Here is a 13,433-nt window from a genome sequence, read left to right on the forward strand (position 1 = left end):
GCTGCTTGTTATGGGACGACGCGGGGGCCTTCAAAAGCGACGCAATCGACGGCTGCGGCTGAAAGCGGAGTCTCTTCCAGCACTGGTCAGCCGGCGCGGCCATCGAAGCTGCCGACCAGTTTCCTGTGGAAGCGCACGTAACCTCGTTCGGTCGTGCGTAAATGCTCCGCGATGATCTCATGGAAGCGCGGCAGGCGATGGAAGGGAACGGCCGGATAGGAATGGTGCTCGGAATGGTACGGCATGTTCCAAGCCACGAAGCGCACCAGCCTTGTGGTGAAGGTGGTGCGGGTGTTCTCGAGCATGTTGGCGACATGCGGGCACAATGCGTGCTCGGCCAGCAGGTAGGCCCGCAAAAACGGCTGTGCGACCAGCACCGGCACGATCCAGACCCACAACAGCAGCGCCGACTGTGCGGCGAGCGATGCGGCCAGCAACACCGCATAGCCGATCAGGAACAGCCGCGCTTCAATAACCACCTTGCCGCGGCCCTTTTCCGGCACAAAGCCGTCGCGGTTGCGGCCCGCCGCATTGGTTGCGATCACACGAGCCATGCCTATCCAATAGGGGCCGCCGGACAGATAGCGCAGATATTGGCTGATGGTCTCCGGCTTCGGCGCCATCAGTTCGGGGTCGTTGTCCGGGTCGTGGGTGTGGCGGTGATGGGCGAAATGGAAATAGCGGAACCATGCGGGCGGCAGCAGGATCAAGAAGCCGGCCACGGCGGCAACAGCGCGATTGAGCCACGCCGTTCTGAACGCCGTTTCATGGATGGTCTCGTGCAACAGCGTGAAGAAGAAGACGATCAGGATCCCCTGCGGCAAGACGAGAAGCGGCCAGAACGGGATGCGGGCGGCGATCAGTGCGCCCAGCACGACAACCAGCCCGCCATGGACGGCCAGCCGGACAATGCCTGGCCCGTCGACCCGGGCGGTGAGGTCGCGACGTTCCTCAACCGAAAGACCGGCAATGATGGTGCGGTGGTCGATGTCGCTCATGATGCAATGTTAGCGGCGGGTGGCTGTCGGGTAAATCGGCGCGCGTGTCACCAGACGCCGTTTCTTATCCCGGTCCAGAGATAGAACCAGACCGTCGGATGATACCATTGTCTCGAAGGCAGACCGGGATCGACCGTGCCGAGCTTGCCGGCCAGCGCATCCCTGACCGCCTCGACGCAGATGTCGCGCGAGAATGCCGCCTGCCGCAACGCGTAGCTTGAAATAGTGTCGCTAGGTTGGGGTTTGCCGCGTGCCTGCCGCAACACCCCGCCAGTGTCGACGCCGGCGTCGACCAGATGCACGGTGGTGCCGAAGTTTTCCGCATCGCCTGAAGCCAGCGCCCAATAGCCGCCGTTCATGCCACGATATTTCGGGGCGATGCCGGCATGGTAGTTGAGGACCGGGCAAGGGATTTTCGCCAGCGTCTGCCGCGACAGCAAGCGGCAGCCGGCGAGCAGCACGACACCCGGCTGGATTTTCTCGATCGCCTGCAGGCACTCCGGCGCGTTGGCCGACGAGACCTGGACGATCTTTTGCCCAGGCTTCGGTTCGGTTTGCAGCTTTTGCTCGGCGGCGAGCCGTGCTGCGTGGCCGGCGAAGAAGCGCTTGCCGAGCCGGGTCAGCATCATCGTGCCGAGTTGACCGATGGCCGAGGTCCAGCCTTGCCGCCGCGCCCGCCCGAGAAGCAATTGCCTTTTGGATTCAGGGGTTTCGAGGATGACGCTGACAGGCGCGAGGTGGTCGGCGATGGCGTTGACGATCGCCCAGATATGCGGGCCGCCTTCGGTGACGACGACGATCGGCCGTTGGTTTGTTTTCGACCGTGCCATGCTTCGCGACCCCCGCAAAGAGCTGTTCTTTGTGCGCGAATGCTAGGTTGACCGGGTTAACCCTTGGTGATCGGGGGCGGGCTCAGCGCTTGAATTCGAGGATGTCGAGCTTCGATTCGTAGTGGGGCGCCGGGAACTCGATGCGCCATTCGCTGGCGCTGTGGCGGAAGGCATAGCCGACCTGATCGCTTTCCGGGCCGCTGCCGTAGGGCTTTGCCGGATCGTCGTTGAGGTAGAAGGAACCTAGATAGATCGCGCGTTTCTCGCCATCGTCGAAGAAGCGGCCCTTGGTGCGCTGCGAACCGGTGATCTTTTCCAGTCTCCAGCCGGAACCGTCGTCGCTCACCTTGCATTTGAACCAGCCATAGATGACGAGCGGGCTCAATCCGCCGGCCTTGATGGTGCGGCATTGCCAATTGCCGGTCAGGTCCTTGTCGGAGAAGGAAACCAGCGGCTTTGCCAGCAAGGCGTCGAGCTGCTTGACCTCGGCGGGATCGCCGGCCTTCGCCTCGTCAAGCGCTGCCTTGCGCGTCTCGCCATATTTGTCGAGGCGCGCCTTGTCGGCAGCGGTGATCAGCTTCTGCACTTCGCCATCGGCGAACGCGGGCAACGTCAAGCAGAGGACAGCTGCTACGGCAAACATAAGGCGAGCGATCATTGGTGGCGTTTCCCTTTTGATGACTGGAGCAGCCTGTTTTCTTGTCTGGCGCATACCTTAATGTTTCGCCGCGCTCTGTCATCCTTGCTTGAGCATCGACAGCAGAAACGAGGTGGAAAGAATGCGGATCTTGCTGACGGGATCGTCGGGTTGGCTGGGCAGGGCCTTGGCGCCACGCCTGCGGACTCTCGGCCATGACGTCACTGGCCTCGATCCGGTCCCATCCTCGGAAACGCGAATCGTCGGCTCAGTCGCCGATCGCGACCTGGTCATGAGGGCGGTCGAGGAGAACCGCATCGAGGCCATCATCCATAGTGGCGCGCTGCACAAGCCTGACATCGAACATCATCGCAACGAGAATTTCGTCGAGACGAATGTGCGCGGCACGCTCAACCTGCTCGATGCGGCGGCAACTTTCGGCGTTCAGCGCTTCATCTTCACGTCGACGACATCGCTGATGATTACCCAGGCCATCCGCGCCGGCTTGCCCGGCAGGGCGGCTTGGCTAACGGAAGACATGTCGCCTGAACCGCGCAACATCTACGGCGTGACAAAGCTTGCGGCGGAACATCTTTGTCGGCTCTACCATATCCAGTTCGGCCTGCCGGTGATCGTACTGCGCACCGCCCGCTTCTTTCCCGAAGCAGACGATATGGCGCATGTGATCGAACAGTCGGACGCCAACACCAAGGCCAATGAGCTGTTGTTTCGCCGGCTGACGGTGGAGGATGCTGCCGACGCCCACATCGCTGCCTTGGAGAAAGCGCCGCAATTGGGCTTCGACACCTTCATCATCTCGGCACCGACACCTTTCCAGCCCGACGATTGCACGGCATTGATCGCCGACGCACCGTCGATCGTCGCGCGCTATTTTCCGGATTATCCGGCACTCTACTTGAAGAAAGGCTGGACGATGTTTTCGTCGATCAACCGGGTCTACGATGCGTCCCGGGCGAGGGACCGGCTGGATTTCGTCTGCAAGACGAGCTTTGCCGATGTGCTCGCTGGGCTCGAAGCTGAAGAAAACGGTGCCTAAAGTGTCAGGCCAGGGCTGAGGCCCCAGCCAGTTCCTTCGTCAGGTCGCCGTAGCCGGTCGAGCGGCGCTCATAGGCGAGGCCGAGCATTTTCGCCGCCTTTTCGGCGACCTTGTCGAGTTCCGGGTCGTCGGTCTGGGCGATGTAGATCAGCTTCTCGTAATTGCCGAAATAGTCCTTGATCAGCTCCGGGTGCTTGTCGAGGCCGAGCGGCTTCATGAAGAAGGCATCGAATTGCCGGCAGAGGAAATCGGTCATGTAGAACGACATCATGTCGTCATCGGCAACCTTCGCATAGGTATCCATGCCTTGGTAGAAGGCAAAGCAATGCGGCCCGGCCATGCGCTCGACGCCATGCTTCTCGCAGATCCGGTCGAGCAGGCCACCCGTGCCGCAATCGGCATAGCCGACGAAGATGTGTTTGTAGCCGTCAGCCCTGGCCTTGGCGATTGCCTTGTCCATGGCCGGCGCAATGCGGTCCGGATAGAAATGGAACTCCGCCGGGAGGCAGGTCAGGTCGAGATGGTCGAGCCCGAGCTGCTCCTTGACCGCCAGAACTTCGCGCGCAATCATCCCGCAGGCGATGACGAGCAGCCTGTCGCCTTGATCGGATTGTTGTTTTCGCGCGGTAGTCATGGAACCAGTCTAATCCATCTTCGTTGCTGTCCAGCGAATTTATATTCTGAGGGAGACACCAATCATGAAATTGTTCCGCGTTGCGCCAATCGCTATTCTCGCCTGCGCCCTGGCTGTTTCGGCCTGCGCCAACACGGTGCGCGGCGTCGGTAAGGATATCAAATCCACTGCGAAGGCGGTTGACGATACCGTCAAGAAACCCTGATCTGCACGATTTCAAACATTTGGGAATAAAAAAGCCGCACTGCAAGGCGCGGCTTTTCTCGTCGGTGCCGAATTTATTGACTCAGGCCGAAGCGCGGACGTTGTGCTTGCGCTTCATGAAGTCCTTGGCGGTCTCGACCGCCACCGCGGCGTCGCGGCAATAGGCGTCGGCGCCGACGGCTTTGCCGAATTCCTCGTTGAGCGGCGCGCCGCCGACCAGCACGACATAATCATCGCGAATGCCTTTTTCCTTCATCGTATCGATGACGACCTTCATGTAAGGCATGGTCGTCGTCAGCAGGGCCGACATGCCGATGATGTCGGGCTGATGCTTTTCGATGGCATCGAGATATTTTTCGACCGCATTGTTGATGCCGAGGTCGATGACATCGAAGCCGGCGCCTTCCATCATCATGCCGACGAGGTTCTTGCCGATGTCGTGGATGTCGCCCTTAACGGTGCCGATCACCATCTTGCCCTGCTTCGGCGCGCCGGTGGCGACAAGCAACGGACGCAGGATGAACATGCCGGCCTTCATCGCGTTGGCCGACAGCAGCACTTCCGGAACGAACAGAATGCCGTCGCGAAAATCCTCGCCGACGATGCGCATGCCTTCGACCAGAGCCTCGGTCAGCACCTTGTAAGGCGCCCAGCCGCGCTCGAGAAGGATGTTGGTGCCTTCCTCGATTTCTTCCTTCAACCCATCATAAAGGTCGTCGTGCATCTGCTGCACCAACTCGTCGTCGGAGAGTTCCGAAAGGATGATCTCGTCGTCGGCCATTTTTTCTCAGGCTCCTTGCCGGCTACAACTATCGCGGCAGCTTAAAAATATCGCGCCATTACCTAACCCGCGCGGGCCGGTTGTCCATAGCTGATTTGCGACTTCCCGCAAAACGAAAGCGACCGTAAATCTCTTGGAATTCTTGTCGATTTTGCGACAGGCGTTGGCGCTGGCGGGCCGTTTCGAATAAGGTGCATGGCTACGATCCGGCCAGAGACCGCAATATGCGGCTGCAAATGGATTTCAGGCCGGAACAAGAGCCCGGCCAAAGCAAATCAGGCCAGAACGAAAGCCAGGGAAGAACGATTATGAGTGAGAACGCGCCGGTCGATCAGGAAGCGTCAAACGCACGGCGCGGGCGCGCTGCCAGCGGTGGCGCCGCAGCGCGCCGGGCTGCACGTTCGGGCGGCGGCCCCGGTACACAGCTCACCTATATCAAGCGCAAGATCAACGTCTATGAAGTGCTGGACGAGGAAGGCCTGGCGCTGATCGAAAAGAACACCGACACGGTGCTGGAAGAGATCGGCATCATCTTCCGCGACGACGCCGAGGCACTGCAGCTTTGGAAAGAGGCGGGCGCCGACGTCAAGGGCGAGCGGGTGCATTTCCCCAAGGGCCTCTGCCGCTCGCTGTTGAAGACCGCTCCGTCCGTCTATACCCAGCACGCCCGCAACGGCGAGCGCTCGGTGCAGATCGGCGGCAACGCGACCGTGTTCGCGCCGGTCTATGGACCGCCCTTCGTGCGCGATCTCGACGGCGTCAGGCGCTACGCGACGATCGAGGATTTCCGGAATTTCGTAAAACTTGCCTATATGGCGCCATCGATCCACCATTCGGGCGGCACGGTTTGCGAGCCGGTCGACGTGCCGGTCAACAAGCGCCATCTCGACATGGTCTACAGCCATATCAAATATTCGGACAAGCCGTTCATGGGCTCGGTGACCGCGCCCGAGCGCGCCGAAGATACGGTGGCGATGGCCCAGATCGTGTTTGGTGACGATTTCGTCGAGAACAACACGGTGTTGACCAGCCTGATCAACGCCAACTCGCCGATGGTCTTCGACGAGACCATGCTGGGAGCGCTGAAAGTTTACTCGCGCCATAACCAGGCGTGCATCGTCACGCCGTTCATCCTTGCCGGGGCGATGAGCCCGGTGACGGTCGCCGGCACACTGACCCAGGTTTTGGCCGAGGTTCTGGCCGGGGCGTCGTTCACACAGCTGATCCGGCCGGGTGCGCCGGTACTGTTCGGCACCTTCGCCTCGTCGATCTCAATGCAGTCGGGCGCGCCGACCTTCGGCACGCCGGAGCCGTCGCTGGTCTCCTATGGCGCCGCCCAGCTTGCTCGCAGGCTCGGGCTGCCGTTCCGCACCGGCGGCTCGCTTTGTGCTTCGAAAATCCCCGATGCGCAGGCGGCCTATGAGAGCGCCAACACGCTGAATTCGACGATCCTCGCCGGCACCAATTTCGTGCTGCATTCGGCCGGCTGGCTCGAGGGCGGGCTCGCCTCCTGCTACGAAAAGTTCATGATGGATATCGACCAACTCGGCATGACGCAGAAGTTCTCCGAGGGTGTCGACCTGTCGGAAAACGGTCAGGCGATGGATGCCATCCGCCAGGTGGGTCCGGGCAGCCATTACCTCGGCTGCGATCACACCCAGGCCAATTTCCAGACCGCGTTCTACCGCTCCAACATCGCCGATAACAATTCCTACGAGCAGTGGCTGGCCGAAGGCGAAAAAACCGCGCCGCAGCGCGCCAACGAGCTCGCCCGCCGCTGGCTGGAGAGCTACGAGGCGCCTTATCTCGACCAGGGCATCGACGACGGGCTGAAGGACTTCATCGCCAGGAAGAAGGCGTCGATGGCCGACGCCTTCACCTGAAAGGAGCCCGAATCAGGCGGGGCTAAAGTCGCCAACATCATCCACAAGGAAGTCTGGCGGAGCGCCTTCTCCGACCCGGACAAGAAGGGATGATTCTCGAGCGCGGCATGGTCGAAACCATCGCGGCCGCGCTTTCCGCCCACGGCCTCATCCTGCGCGGCGGCTTCAATTTTGCGGGCGGTGAGGGGACACCTTCCGGTCTCTCCGGCGCCGCCGCCAGATCCGTCCTGCTGGTGGGGCAGGCAGGCGCCGCACCTTGGCCGCACTTCCTGCGCTGGTTGGAGAAACAGTCACAGCCGATCGACGATCCGCTCGACAGATGGTCGCGCGGAGTGATCGGCGCTGTGGCCGAAAAATTCGGGGCACGCGCGGTGTCACCGTCCGACAGGCCTTATCTGCCGTTCCAGCAATGGGCGATGCAGGCTGAGGGGCTGAAGCCGTCGCCGCTCGGCATCCTCATGCATCCGCAATACGGGCTCTGGCATGCCTATCGCGGCGCGCTGTTGTTCGAGAACGAGATTGCGCTCCACGAACGTCGCGACGTGATTCACCTTTGCGACACATGTTTGGAAAAACCTTGCCTGAAATCCTGTCCGGTCGCGGCTTATTCTGCGGATGGTTTTGTGCATGAAACCTGTCTGGCGCATGTGCGTGGGCAAAACGGCGGACCTTGCCGGACCGGCGGCTGCCTTGATCGCAACGCCTGTCCTTACGGCATCGATTATCGCTATCCGGCCGAGGTTCAGGCCTTTCACATGGCAGCATTCGCGCGCTAGCCAGACAAGACCCCGCTGCACGCAAAGACGTCGACCGTTCCGATCTCAGGATTTTTGGCCGAAAGCCAGCCCCGCCGCGTGAAAGAGACCCATCAGCAGCACCCCGATGGCACCAGAGACCAACGAGACGATGGGATACTGTGCGAAGTTGGCCCCGTACGCGAAGAGGGTTGCCACCACGAAGCTCGCCCAGCCGGCTATCAGATTGGGCACGGCGGAGTTACCGAAGACGCACGGGTAGGAACCCTTGGTTATCCCACTCACGAAATGTGGGACGCCATTGGCGCCAAAAACACCCGCGAAAAAAGCAAGGAATGCCGTCAGCCACATATGAGCTCCGTCCCTTGGCAAATTGAAGCGCGCCGTTCACTTCAGGCCGCCATAGCATGGCAGGCAGTCGGCGAAATTGTGCACAAAGCCAGCGTAAAGCAACCCCGATACGCATTTGTGAACGTGGCGGCTCCACATAGTGCCTTCGATGCAGCCGGCGCCGAACGCCACTGGAAGCGGCTGACGATGCTGTTTGCGGAGACGCTCGGCCAAGGCGCGCCAACCATTACGACGTGACTGCCCGCCAAAAAATTCTTTCCATCGCCCCAAGGAACCGCCATTAGCCTTCGTCCAACAGGCAAATGATGGCGATGATGCTGGACGAAAGCGAAGCCTCCGACGCCGAATTGATCGGACGGGCGAAGGGCGGAGACCGGGGTGCTTTCGGCAAGTTGCTCGAAAGGCACTATGGTTTCGTCTATCGCGCCGCCTATCGGTGGTGTGGAAAAAAGGCCGACGCCGAGGATATCGCCCAGGAAGTCTGCGTCCGGCTCGGCCGCGCGATCCGCGACTATCACGGCAGCGGTGCCTTCACGACGTGGCTCTACACCATGACGCTGAATGCGGCGCGCGACATGATGCGCAAGACCGCCCGCGATACGGCCAAGACCGAGGCCTATGGCGCCTATGCGCTGATTTCGGGGGAAACCTCGTCCGAGGCGGAAGACCCGGTCGAGGCGCTCTGGGCAGCGGTGCGCAAGCTGCCGGACAAGCAGCGCGACGCGGTGCTGCTGGTCTATGGCGAAGGGCTGAGCCACGCAGCCGCCGCCGAGGCGATGGCGATCTCGGAGACGACGGTTTCCTGGCACATCCATGAGGCGAAGAAACGGTTGAAGACGCTGATGCGTTCAGCCGGGGAAGTGTGACCATGGTCGACGACAAGCAACTGAACAGGCTGCGCGATATCGCAGCACCGGCGCCTGACGCGGATGCAAAGGCGCGTGCCCTCCAGGCCGCGCTGCGCGCCTATGACATGGAAGAAAAAACTTTACCGGCCGCCCAAGGATCGGCAGGCGGGCTTCGTCTCACAGAGCGAGCACAAAGGCTCTGGAGCGAAATCATGCAAAAGAAACTCTTCGCCACGCCGGCCATTGCCGGGCTCGTTGCCCTGCCGATCGCCGGATACGCCACCATCTATATGCTTGGGGAATCCAAATTCGGCGGGCCCGAATTCGGCGGCGACGATAAGATCACCGAAACGCTGGCTGACAAGCCGGCGACCGTCAAACCGCCGGTTGTTGCCGAAGCAGATAAGCAGAAGAAGGCGGACGCCGACAGCGAAAGCCGCGACGCCGGCGAGGCGCTTGTGGCGCCGACATCGCCGCCGAAAGCGGAATCGACCGCGGTCGGCGGGTTGACGCAGCAGGATGTGCTCACCCGCAATGCACCCGAACCGGCGAAGAGCGGCGAGTTTGCGCTGGATGGCGGTGCAAACTCCGTGGCTCCGGCAGTCGATGGTGGCGCGCGGGTCGGACGCATGCCTGGCACGGTTGCCGAGTCCAAGCTGATGGCACAGCAGCCTGCCGCTGCGCCGGCCGACCAGATGCTGCCGCGAGAGGAAAACCGTGACCGGGTCGAGGATTTCAAGACCAATCCGGTGCATGCCGCACTCGAAGACCCGGTCTCGACGTTCTCTATCGATGTCGACACCGCTTCCTATTCCTTCGTCCGGCGCTCGCTGAAGGAAGGTTTTATCCCGCAGGCCGATACGGTGCGCGTCGAGGAGATGGTCAACTACTTCCCCTATGACTGGAAAGGCCCGGACTCCGCCTCGACGCCGTTCAACTCGACCGTCAGCGTCATGCCGACTCCGTGGAACGAGCACACCAGGCTGATGCATGTTGCCATCAAGGGTTTCGACGTGAAGCCGGCCGAGCAGCCCAAGGCCAATCTGGTCTTTCTGATCGATGTGTCGGGCTCGATGAACGAGCAGGACAAGCTGCCGCTCCTGCAGTCGGCCTTTCGGCTGCTGGTCAACAAGCTGAGACCCGACGATACCGTCTCGATCGTCACCTATGCGGGCGATGCCGGTACCGTGCTGGAGCCCACCAAGGCTTCGGAAAAGGACAAGATCCTCGCTGCCATCGACAACCTGACATCCGGCGGCTCGACGGCAGGCGAGGCGGGCATCAAGGAAGCCTACAGGCTGGCGCAGAAATCCTTCGTCAAGGACGGTATCAACCGGGTGATGCTCGCCACCGATGGTGATTTCAATGTCGGCCAGACCGACGACGACGACCTGAAGCGGCTGATCGAAAAGGAGCGCAAGACAGGCGTGTTCCTGTCGGTGTTCGGCTTCGGCCGCGGCAACCTGAACGACCAGATGATGCAGACCATCGCCCAGAACGGCAACGGCACCGCCGCCTATATCGACACTTTGGCGGAGGCCGAGAAGGTGCTGGTCGAGGATGCCTCCTCGACACTGTTCACCATTGCCAAGGACGTGAAGATCCAGGTCGAGTTCAACCCGAACAAGGTCTCGGAATACCGGCTGATCGGCTACGAGACCCGCGCCTTGAACCGCGAGGATTTCAACAACGACCGCGTCGACGCCGGCGAGATCGGCTCAGGCCATTCGGTCACCGCGATCTACGAGATCACGCCTAAGGGCAGCGGCGGCGAACAGATCGATCAGCTGCGCTATGGCCAGGCCTCGGTGAACCATGGCGGTGTCGCCAATGCCGACGAATATGCCTTCGTCAAAATCCGCTACAAGCTGCCGAACGAGGACACTTCGAAGCTGATCACCACGCCGGTGACGTCAGCCAACGAGGTGGCGTCGTTCGACCAGGCCAGCACCGACCAGCGTTTCTCCGTTGCCGTCGCTGCCTTCGGCCAGAAGCTGCGCGACGAGGATGCGACCGCGAAGTTCGGCTACGACAAGATCATGGAGATTGCCACCGCCGCCAGAGGAGCCGACCCGTTTGGGTACCGGTCCGAGTTCCTCTCGCTTGTGCGCCTTGCCTCGGCGCTCGGCGGTAACCGGTAGTGGCAATGATGGCCGGTTTCTTTCAGATGGGATCGTTCTGACAGGGGGAACCGGCCTACGGGCGGGTGAGGCAGGCCGGCGAGGGAAACCTTGCCGGCCTTTTTTCGTGGCTGCACCGCTTCGCGGACCGCGTCGCAGCCGAAAGCGTCAGGCGCGTCCGCGGCGCCGTTCGCGGCGGGCTTCGCTGGTCTCGGCGACGTTGACCGTCGCCTGCTTGTTGCGCATCGGGCCGATGCGTTCGACGATCTGCTCGACGGTCGGGCGATCCGACCTGGTGTGCGCATCGAGCGCCTTGCGCATGGCGGCAAGGTGCTGGAACGAGGTACCGCAGCAGCCGCCGACGATCTTGGCGCCGGCATCGACGGCCAGGCGCACATAATCGGCCATCAGCTCGGGCGTGCCCGAATAGTAGATCTCGGCACCGCGAAATTCGGGGATGCCGCAATTGCCCTTGACGATCACCGTTGCCTCGGGCTTCGCCTCGGTCATGTCGAGCAGCGAAGCGAGAATATCGGAGGCGCCGACACCGCAATTTGCGCCGACACCGAGCGGCGTCTGCGACAGGCCGTCGACGACACCGTGGATGTCCTTCGGCAGCAGCCCCATCATGGTGCGGCCGGCGGTGTCGAAGGAGCCGGTATAGGTATAGGGCAAGCCGACGCGGATGGCGGCTTCGGCGGCGGCACGGATCTCGTCCGGCGCCGACATGGTTTCGATCCAGGCGACTTCGGCGCCGCCGGCCTTCAGGCCCTCGATCTGCTCGGCAAAGGCCTCGACCGCCTCGTCATAGGTCATGGCGCCGAGCGGCACCAGCAATTCGCCGGTCGGGCCGACTGAGCCGGCCACGATCACCTTGCGGCCGGCCTTGCCGGCGACGGCGCTTGCGATCTCGGCGGCGCGCTTGTTCAGTGCGTGGACGCGGTCCTGCGCATGGTGCAGCTTGAGCCGATGGCGGGTCCCGCCAAAAGAGTTGGTCAGGATGATGTCGGCGCCGGCATCGACAAAGTTCTGGTGCAGGCTGGTGATGGTGTCGGGCGCGGTCTCGTTCAAGAGCTCAGGAGCCTCTCCGGCCTCAAGGCCCATCGCGAACAGATTGGTGCCGGTGGCGCCATCGGCGAGCAGGACGCCCTTTTCGGCAAGCAGAGCGTCGATCGGATTGGTCATGTGAAATACGCCTTCCCGGAAGAATAACTGAGATAAGGATATAAAGAATTCTTTATGTGCCGTCAATGTCGACACGGAGAGCAACCGGTCAAAATCGCATCTCCGCCAGCTTTCGTGTGAAGCTGGCCGCTTCATGCGCGTTGACGTCCGCGGCACGGATCAGATTGTCGAAATGGCTGGTCAGGATGCGGATCGGCTGCGTGGCGTTCAGCACCAGATACATGTCGCCGACGTAAATGGCTGCGCGATAGGGCCCGAAGATGGTGTACGGGATCGAATAGCGCATCCGCCCGTCATAGAGAAACAGGCGGAAGGTGGGATAGAGGTCGTCGAGTAGCGTCGCCATGTGCAGGAGCTGCTGGTGGCGGTCGGCCTCCGGAAAGCGGTCCCACACGCCCAGCCCGCGCGCGAAGATCTCCAGCGTGTGGCGCGGCATACAGACTTCCATGTCGGTTTCGGGCCGTCGGTTGTAGTCGATGCGGTACTGCGTTTCGCCGGCCTGTGCCTCGCGGCTCTTGTTGGCGATGACGGCTTCATAGTCGACAAGCGCCTCGGTGCGCAGAAGATCGGGAATGCCGGCCGGGACGTAGCGGATTTTCGTTCCCGCCGCCTCGGCATGCCAGCGAGCCAGCAGCGTGCGGTCGAAGCCGTCCGGCGCCTCCTCGATCTCAAGGCTCTCGCGGATTTCACCGGTGACGCCCTCGTCCTGGCTGAGGCCGAGCAGCCAGTCGAGCGAGACTTTGAATTCGGCGGCGATGTTGAGCAGCGTTTCGGCGCGGGGAAGGCGGGTCGAGGCGCCGGAGAGCAGCTGCGACAGCGCCGAACGGTCGATGCCAACCGCGGCGGCGAAGGCCGACTGGTTCAGATCGGACCTTGTCAAGAGCATTTTCAGGCGCTCGCGAAAGATCGTCGACAGGTCGCGCTTGTCCAAATCGCCACCCCACCCGATAGGAGGAAAAATTTGCGCTGAAGCCGCGAACGCGGAGCTTCAGGCGTAAATGAATCCGGTGCGTTGTTTACAATGCATAACATATGCAGCTGAAAATGCGCAATCGCAACAGTTTGTGCGCTTTATCGCGTTGCAGCAATGCAACGCTCCTGACACAATTCTGTCAGGAATCAAACGGGTTCCGGCGACTGGAAGGCAGTG

Annotated in this window: 14 protein-coding genes; 6 read left to right on the plus strand and 8 right to left on the minus strand. The window is 61.7% G+C overall.

Features of this window, described 5'->3' with window-relative positions:
• Positions 1-86: 86 nt before the first annotated feature.
• From NKJ93_RS16270 to NKJ93_RS16280, 3 genes are all read right to left on the minus strand, one after another.
• Entirely contained in the window at positions 87-998 is a 912-nt protein-coding gene (locus NKJ93_RS16270) for a fatty acid desaturase (RefSeq protein WP_245278621.1), read from the minus strand.
• Between the two features lie 47 nt (positions 999-1,045).
• A complete protein-coding gene (locus tag NKJ93_RS16275; RefSeq protein WP_023719934.1) occupies positions 1,046-1,828 on the minus strand; it encodes a formyl transferase in 783 nt (260 codons plus the stop codon).
• An 82-nt stretch (positions 1,829-1,910) separates the two neighbouring features.
• A complete protein-coding gene (locus NKJ93_RS16280) occupies positions 1,911-2,486 on the minus strand; it encodes a DUF4893 domain-containing protein (RefSeq protein WP_352590143.1) in 576 nt (191 codons plus the stop codon).
• A 121-nt stretch (positions 2,487-2,607) separates the two neighbouring features.
• Here NKJ93_RS16280 and NKJ93_RS16285 point away from each other — a divergent pair, with 121 nt between their 5' ends.
• On the plus strand, positions 2,608-3,522 hold the full coding sequence (locus NKJ93_RS16285) for an NAD-dependent epimerase/dehydratase family protein (protein ID WP_352590146.1): 915 nt from the start codon (positions 2,608-2,610) through the stop codon (positions 3,520-3,522).
• Positions 3,523-3,526: 4 nt separating this feature from the next.
• On the opposite strand, the gene NKJ93_RS16290 is transcribed toward NKJ93_RS16285, so the two are convergent.
• On the minus strand, positions 3,527-4,156 hold the full coding sequence (locus tag NKJ93_RS16290) for a DUF1638 domain-containing protein (protein ID WP_352590149.1): 630 nt from the start codon (positions 4,154-4,156) through the stop codon (positions 3,527-3,529).
• A gap of 64 nt (positions 4,157-4,220) precedes the next feature.
• Here NKJ93_RS16290 and NKJ93_RS16295 point away from each other — a divergent pair, with 64 nt between their 5' ends.
• Entirely contained in the window at positions 4,221-4,361 is a 141-nt protein-coding gene (locus tag NKJ93_RS16295) for an entericidin A/B family lipoprotein (RefSeq protein ID WP_023676507.1), read from the plus strand.
• 81 nt (positions 4,362-4,442) lie between these two features.
• Here NKJ93_RS16295 and NKJ93_RS16300 read toward each other — a convergent pair whose 3' ends face one another.
• Positions 4,443-5,141, minus strand: coding sequence for a cobalamin B12-binding domain-containing protein (locus NKJ93_RS16300; protein ID WP_023676506.1), 699 nt, complete (start codon positions 5,139-5,141; stop codon positions 4,443-4,445).
• A 308-nt stretch (positions 5,142-5,449) separates the two neighbouring features.
• Between NKJ93_RS16300 and NKJ93_RS16305 the strand changes: the two genes are divergently transcribed.
• Both NKJ93_RS16305 and NKJ93_RS16310 read left to right on the plus strand, forming a co-directional pair.
• Positions 5,450-7,024 carry a trimethylamine methyltransferase family protein gene (locus tag NKJ93_RS16305; protein ID WP_352590152.1) on the plus strand — a complete coding sequence of 525 codons (1,575 nt, stop codon included), beginning with the start codon at positions 5,450-5,452 and terminating at the stop codon, positions 7,022-7,024.
• Positions 7,025-7,113: 89 nt separating this feature from the next.
• Positions 7,114-7,800 carry a hypothetical protein gene (locus tag NKJ93_RS16310; protein WP_352590155.1) on the plus strand — a complete coding sequence of 229 codons (687 nt, stop codon included), beginning with the start codon at positions 7,114-7,116 and terminating at the stop codon, positions 7,798-7,800.
• A 45-nt stretch (positions 7,801-7,845) separates the two neighbouring features.
• Here NKJ93_RS16310 and NKJ93_RS16315 read toward each other — a convergent pair whose 3' ends face one another.
• The gene (locus tag NKJ93_RS16315) at positions 7,846-8,130 is read right to left on the minus strand and encodes a hypothetical protein (RefSeq protein WP_352590158.1); all 285 of its coding nucleotides are present in this window, start codon (positions 8,128-8,130) and stop codon (positions 7,846-7,848) included.
• Between the two features lie 305 nt (positions 8,131-8,435).
• On the opposite strand from NKJ93_RS16315, the gene NKJ93_RS16320 reads away from it, so the two are divergent.
• Entirely contained in the window at positions 8,436-8,996 is a 561-nt protein-coding gene (locus tag NKJ93_RS16320) for an RNA polymerase sigma factor (protein ID WP_023719942.1), read from the plus strand.
• 2 nt (positions 8,997-8,998) lie between these two features.
• A complete protein-coding gene (locus NKJ93_RS16325) occupies positions 8,999-11,119 on the plus strand; it encodes a vWA domain-containing protein (RefSeq protein ID WP_352590160.1) in 2,121 nt (706 codons plus the stop codon).
• A 147-nt stretch (positions 11,120-11,266) separates the two neighbouring features.
• Here NKJ93_RS16325 and bmt read toward each other — a convergent pair whose 3' ends face one another.
• Positions 11,267-12,283 (minus strand): betaine--homocysteine S-methyltransferase, encoded by a 1,017-nt coding sequence (gene bmt, locus NKJ93_RS16330; RefSeq protein WP_023719944.1) that lies wholly within the window; start codon positions 12,281-12,283, stop codon positions 11,267-11,269.
• A gap of 88 nt (positions 12,284-12,371) precedes the next feature.
• Entirely contained in the window at positions 12,372-13,214 is an 843-nt protein-coding gene (locus tag NKJ93_RS16335) for a helix-turn-helix domain-containing protein (RefSeq protein WP_023719945.1), read from the minus strand.
• Positions 13,215-13,433: the final 219 nt, after the last annotated feature.

It is taken from the genome of Mesorhizobium sp. M0028 (assembly GCF_040323855.1).
Lineage (GTDB): Bacteria > Pseudomonadota > Alphaproteobacteria > Rhizobiales > Rhizobiaceae > Mesorhizobium.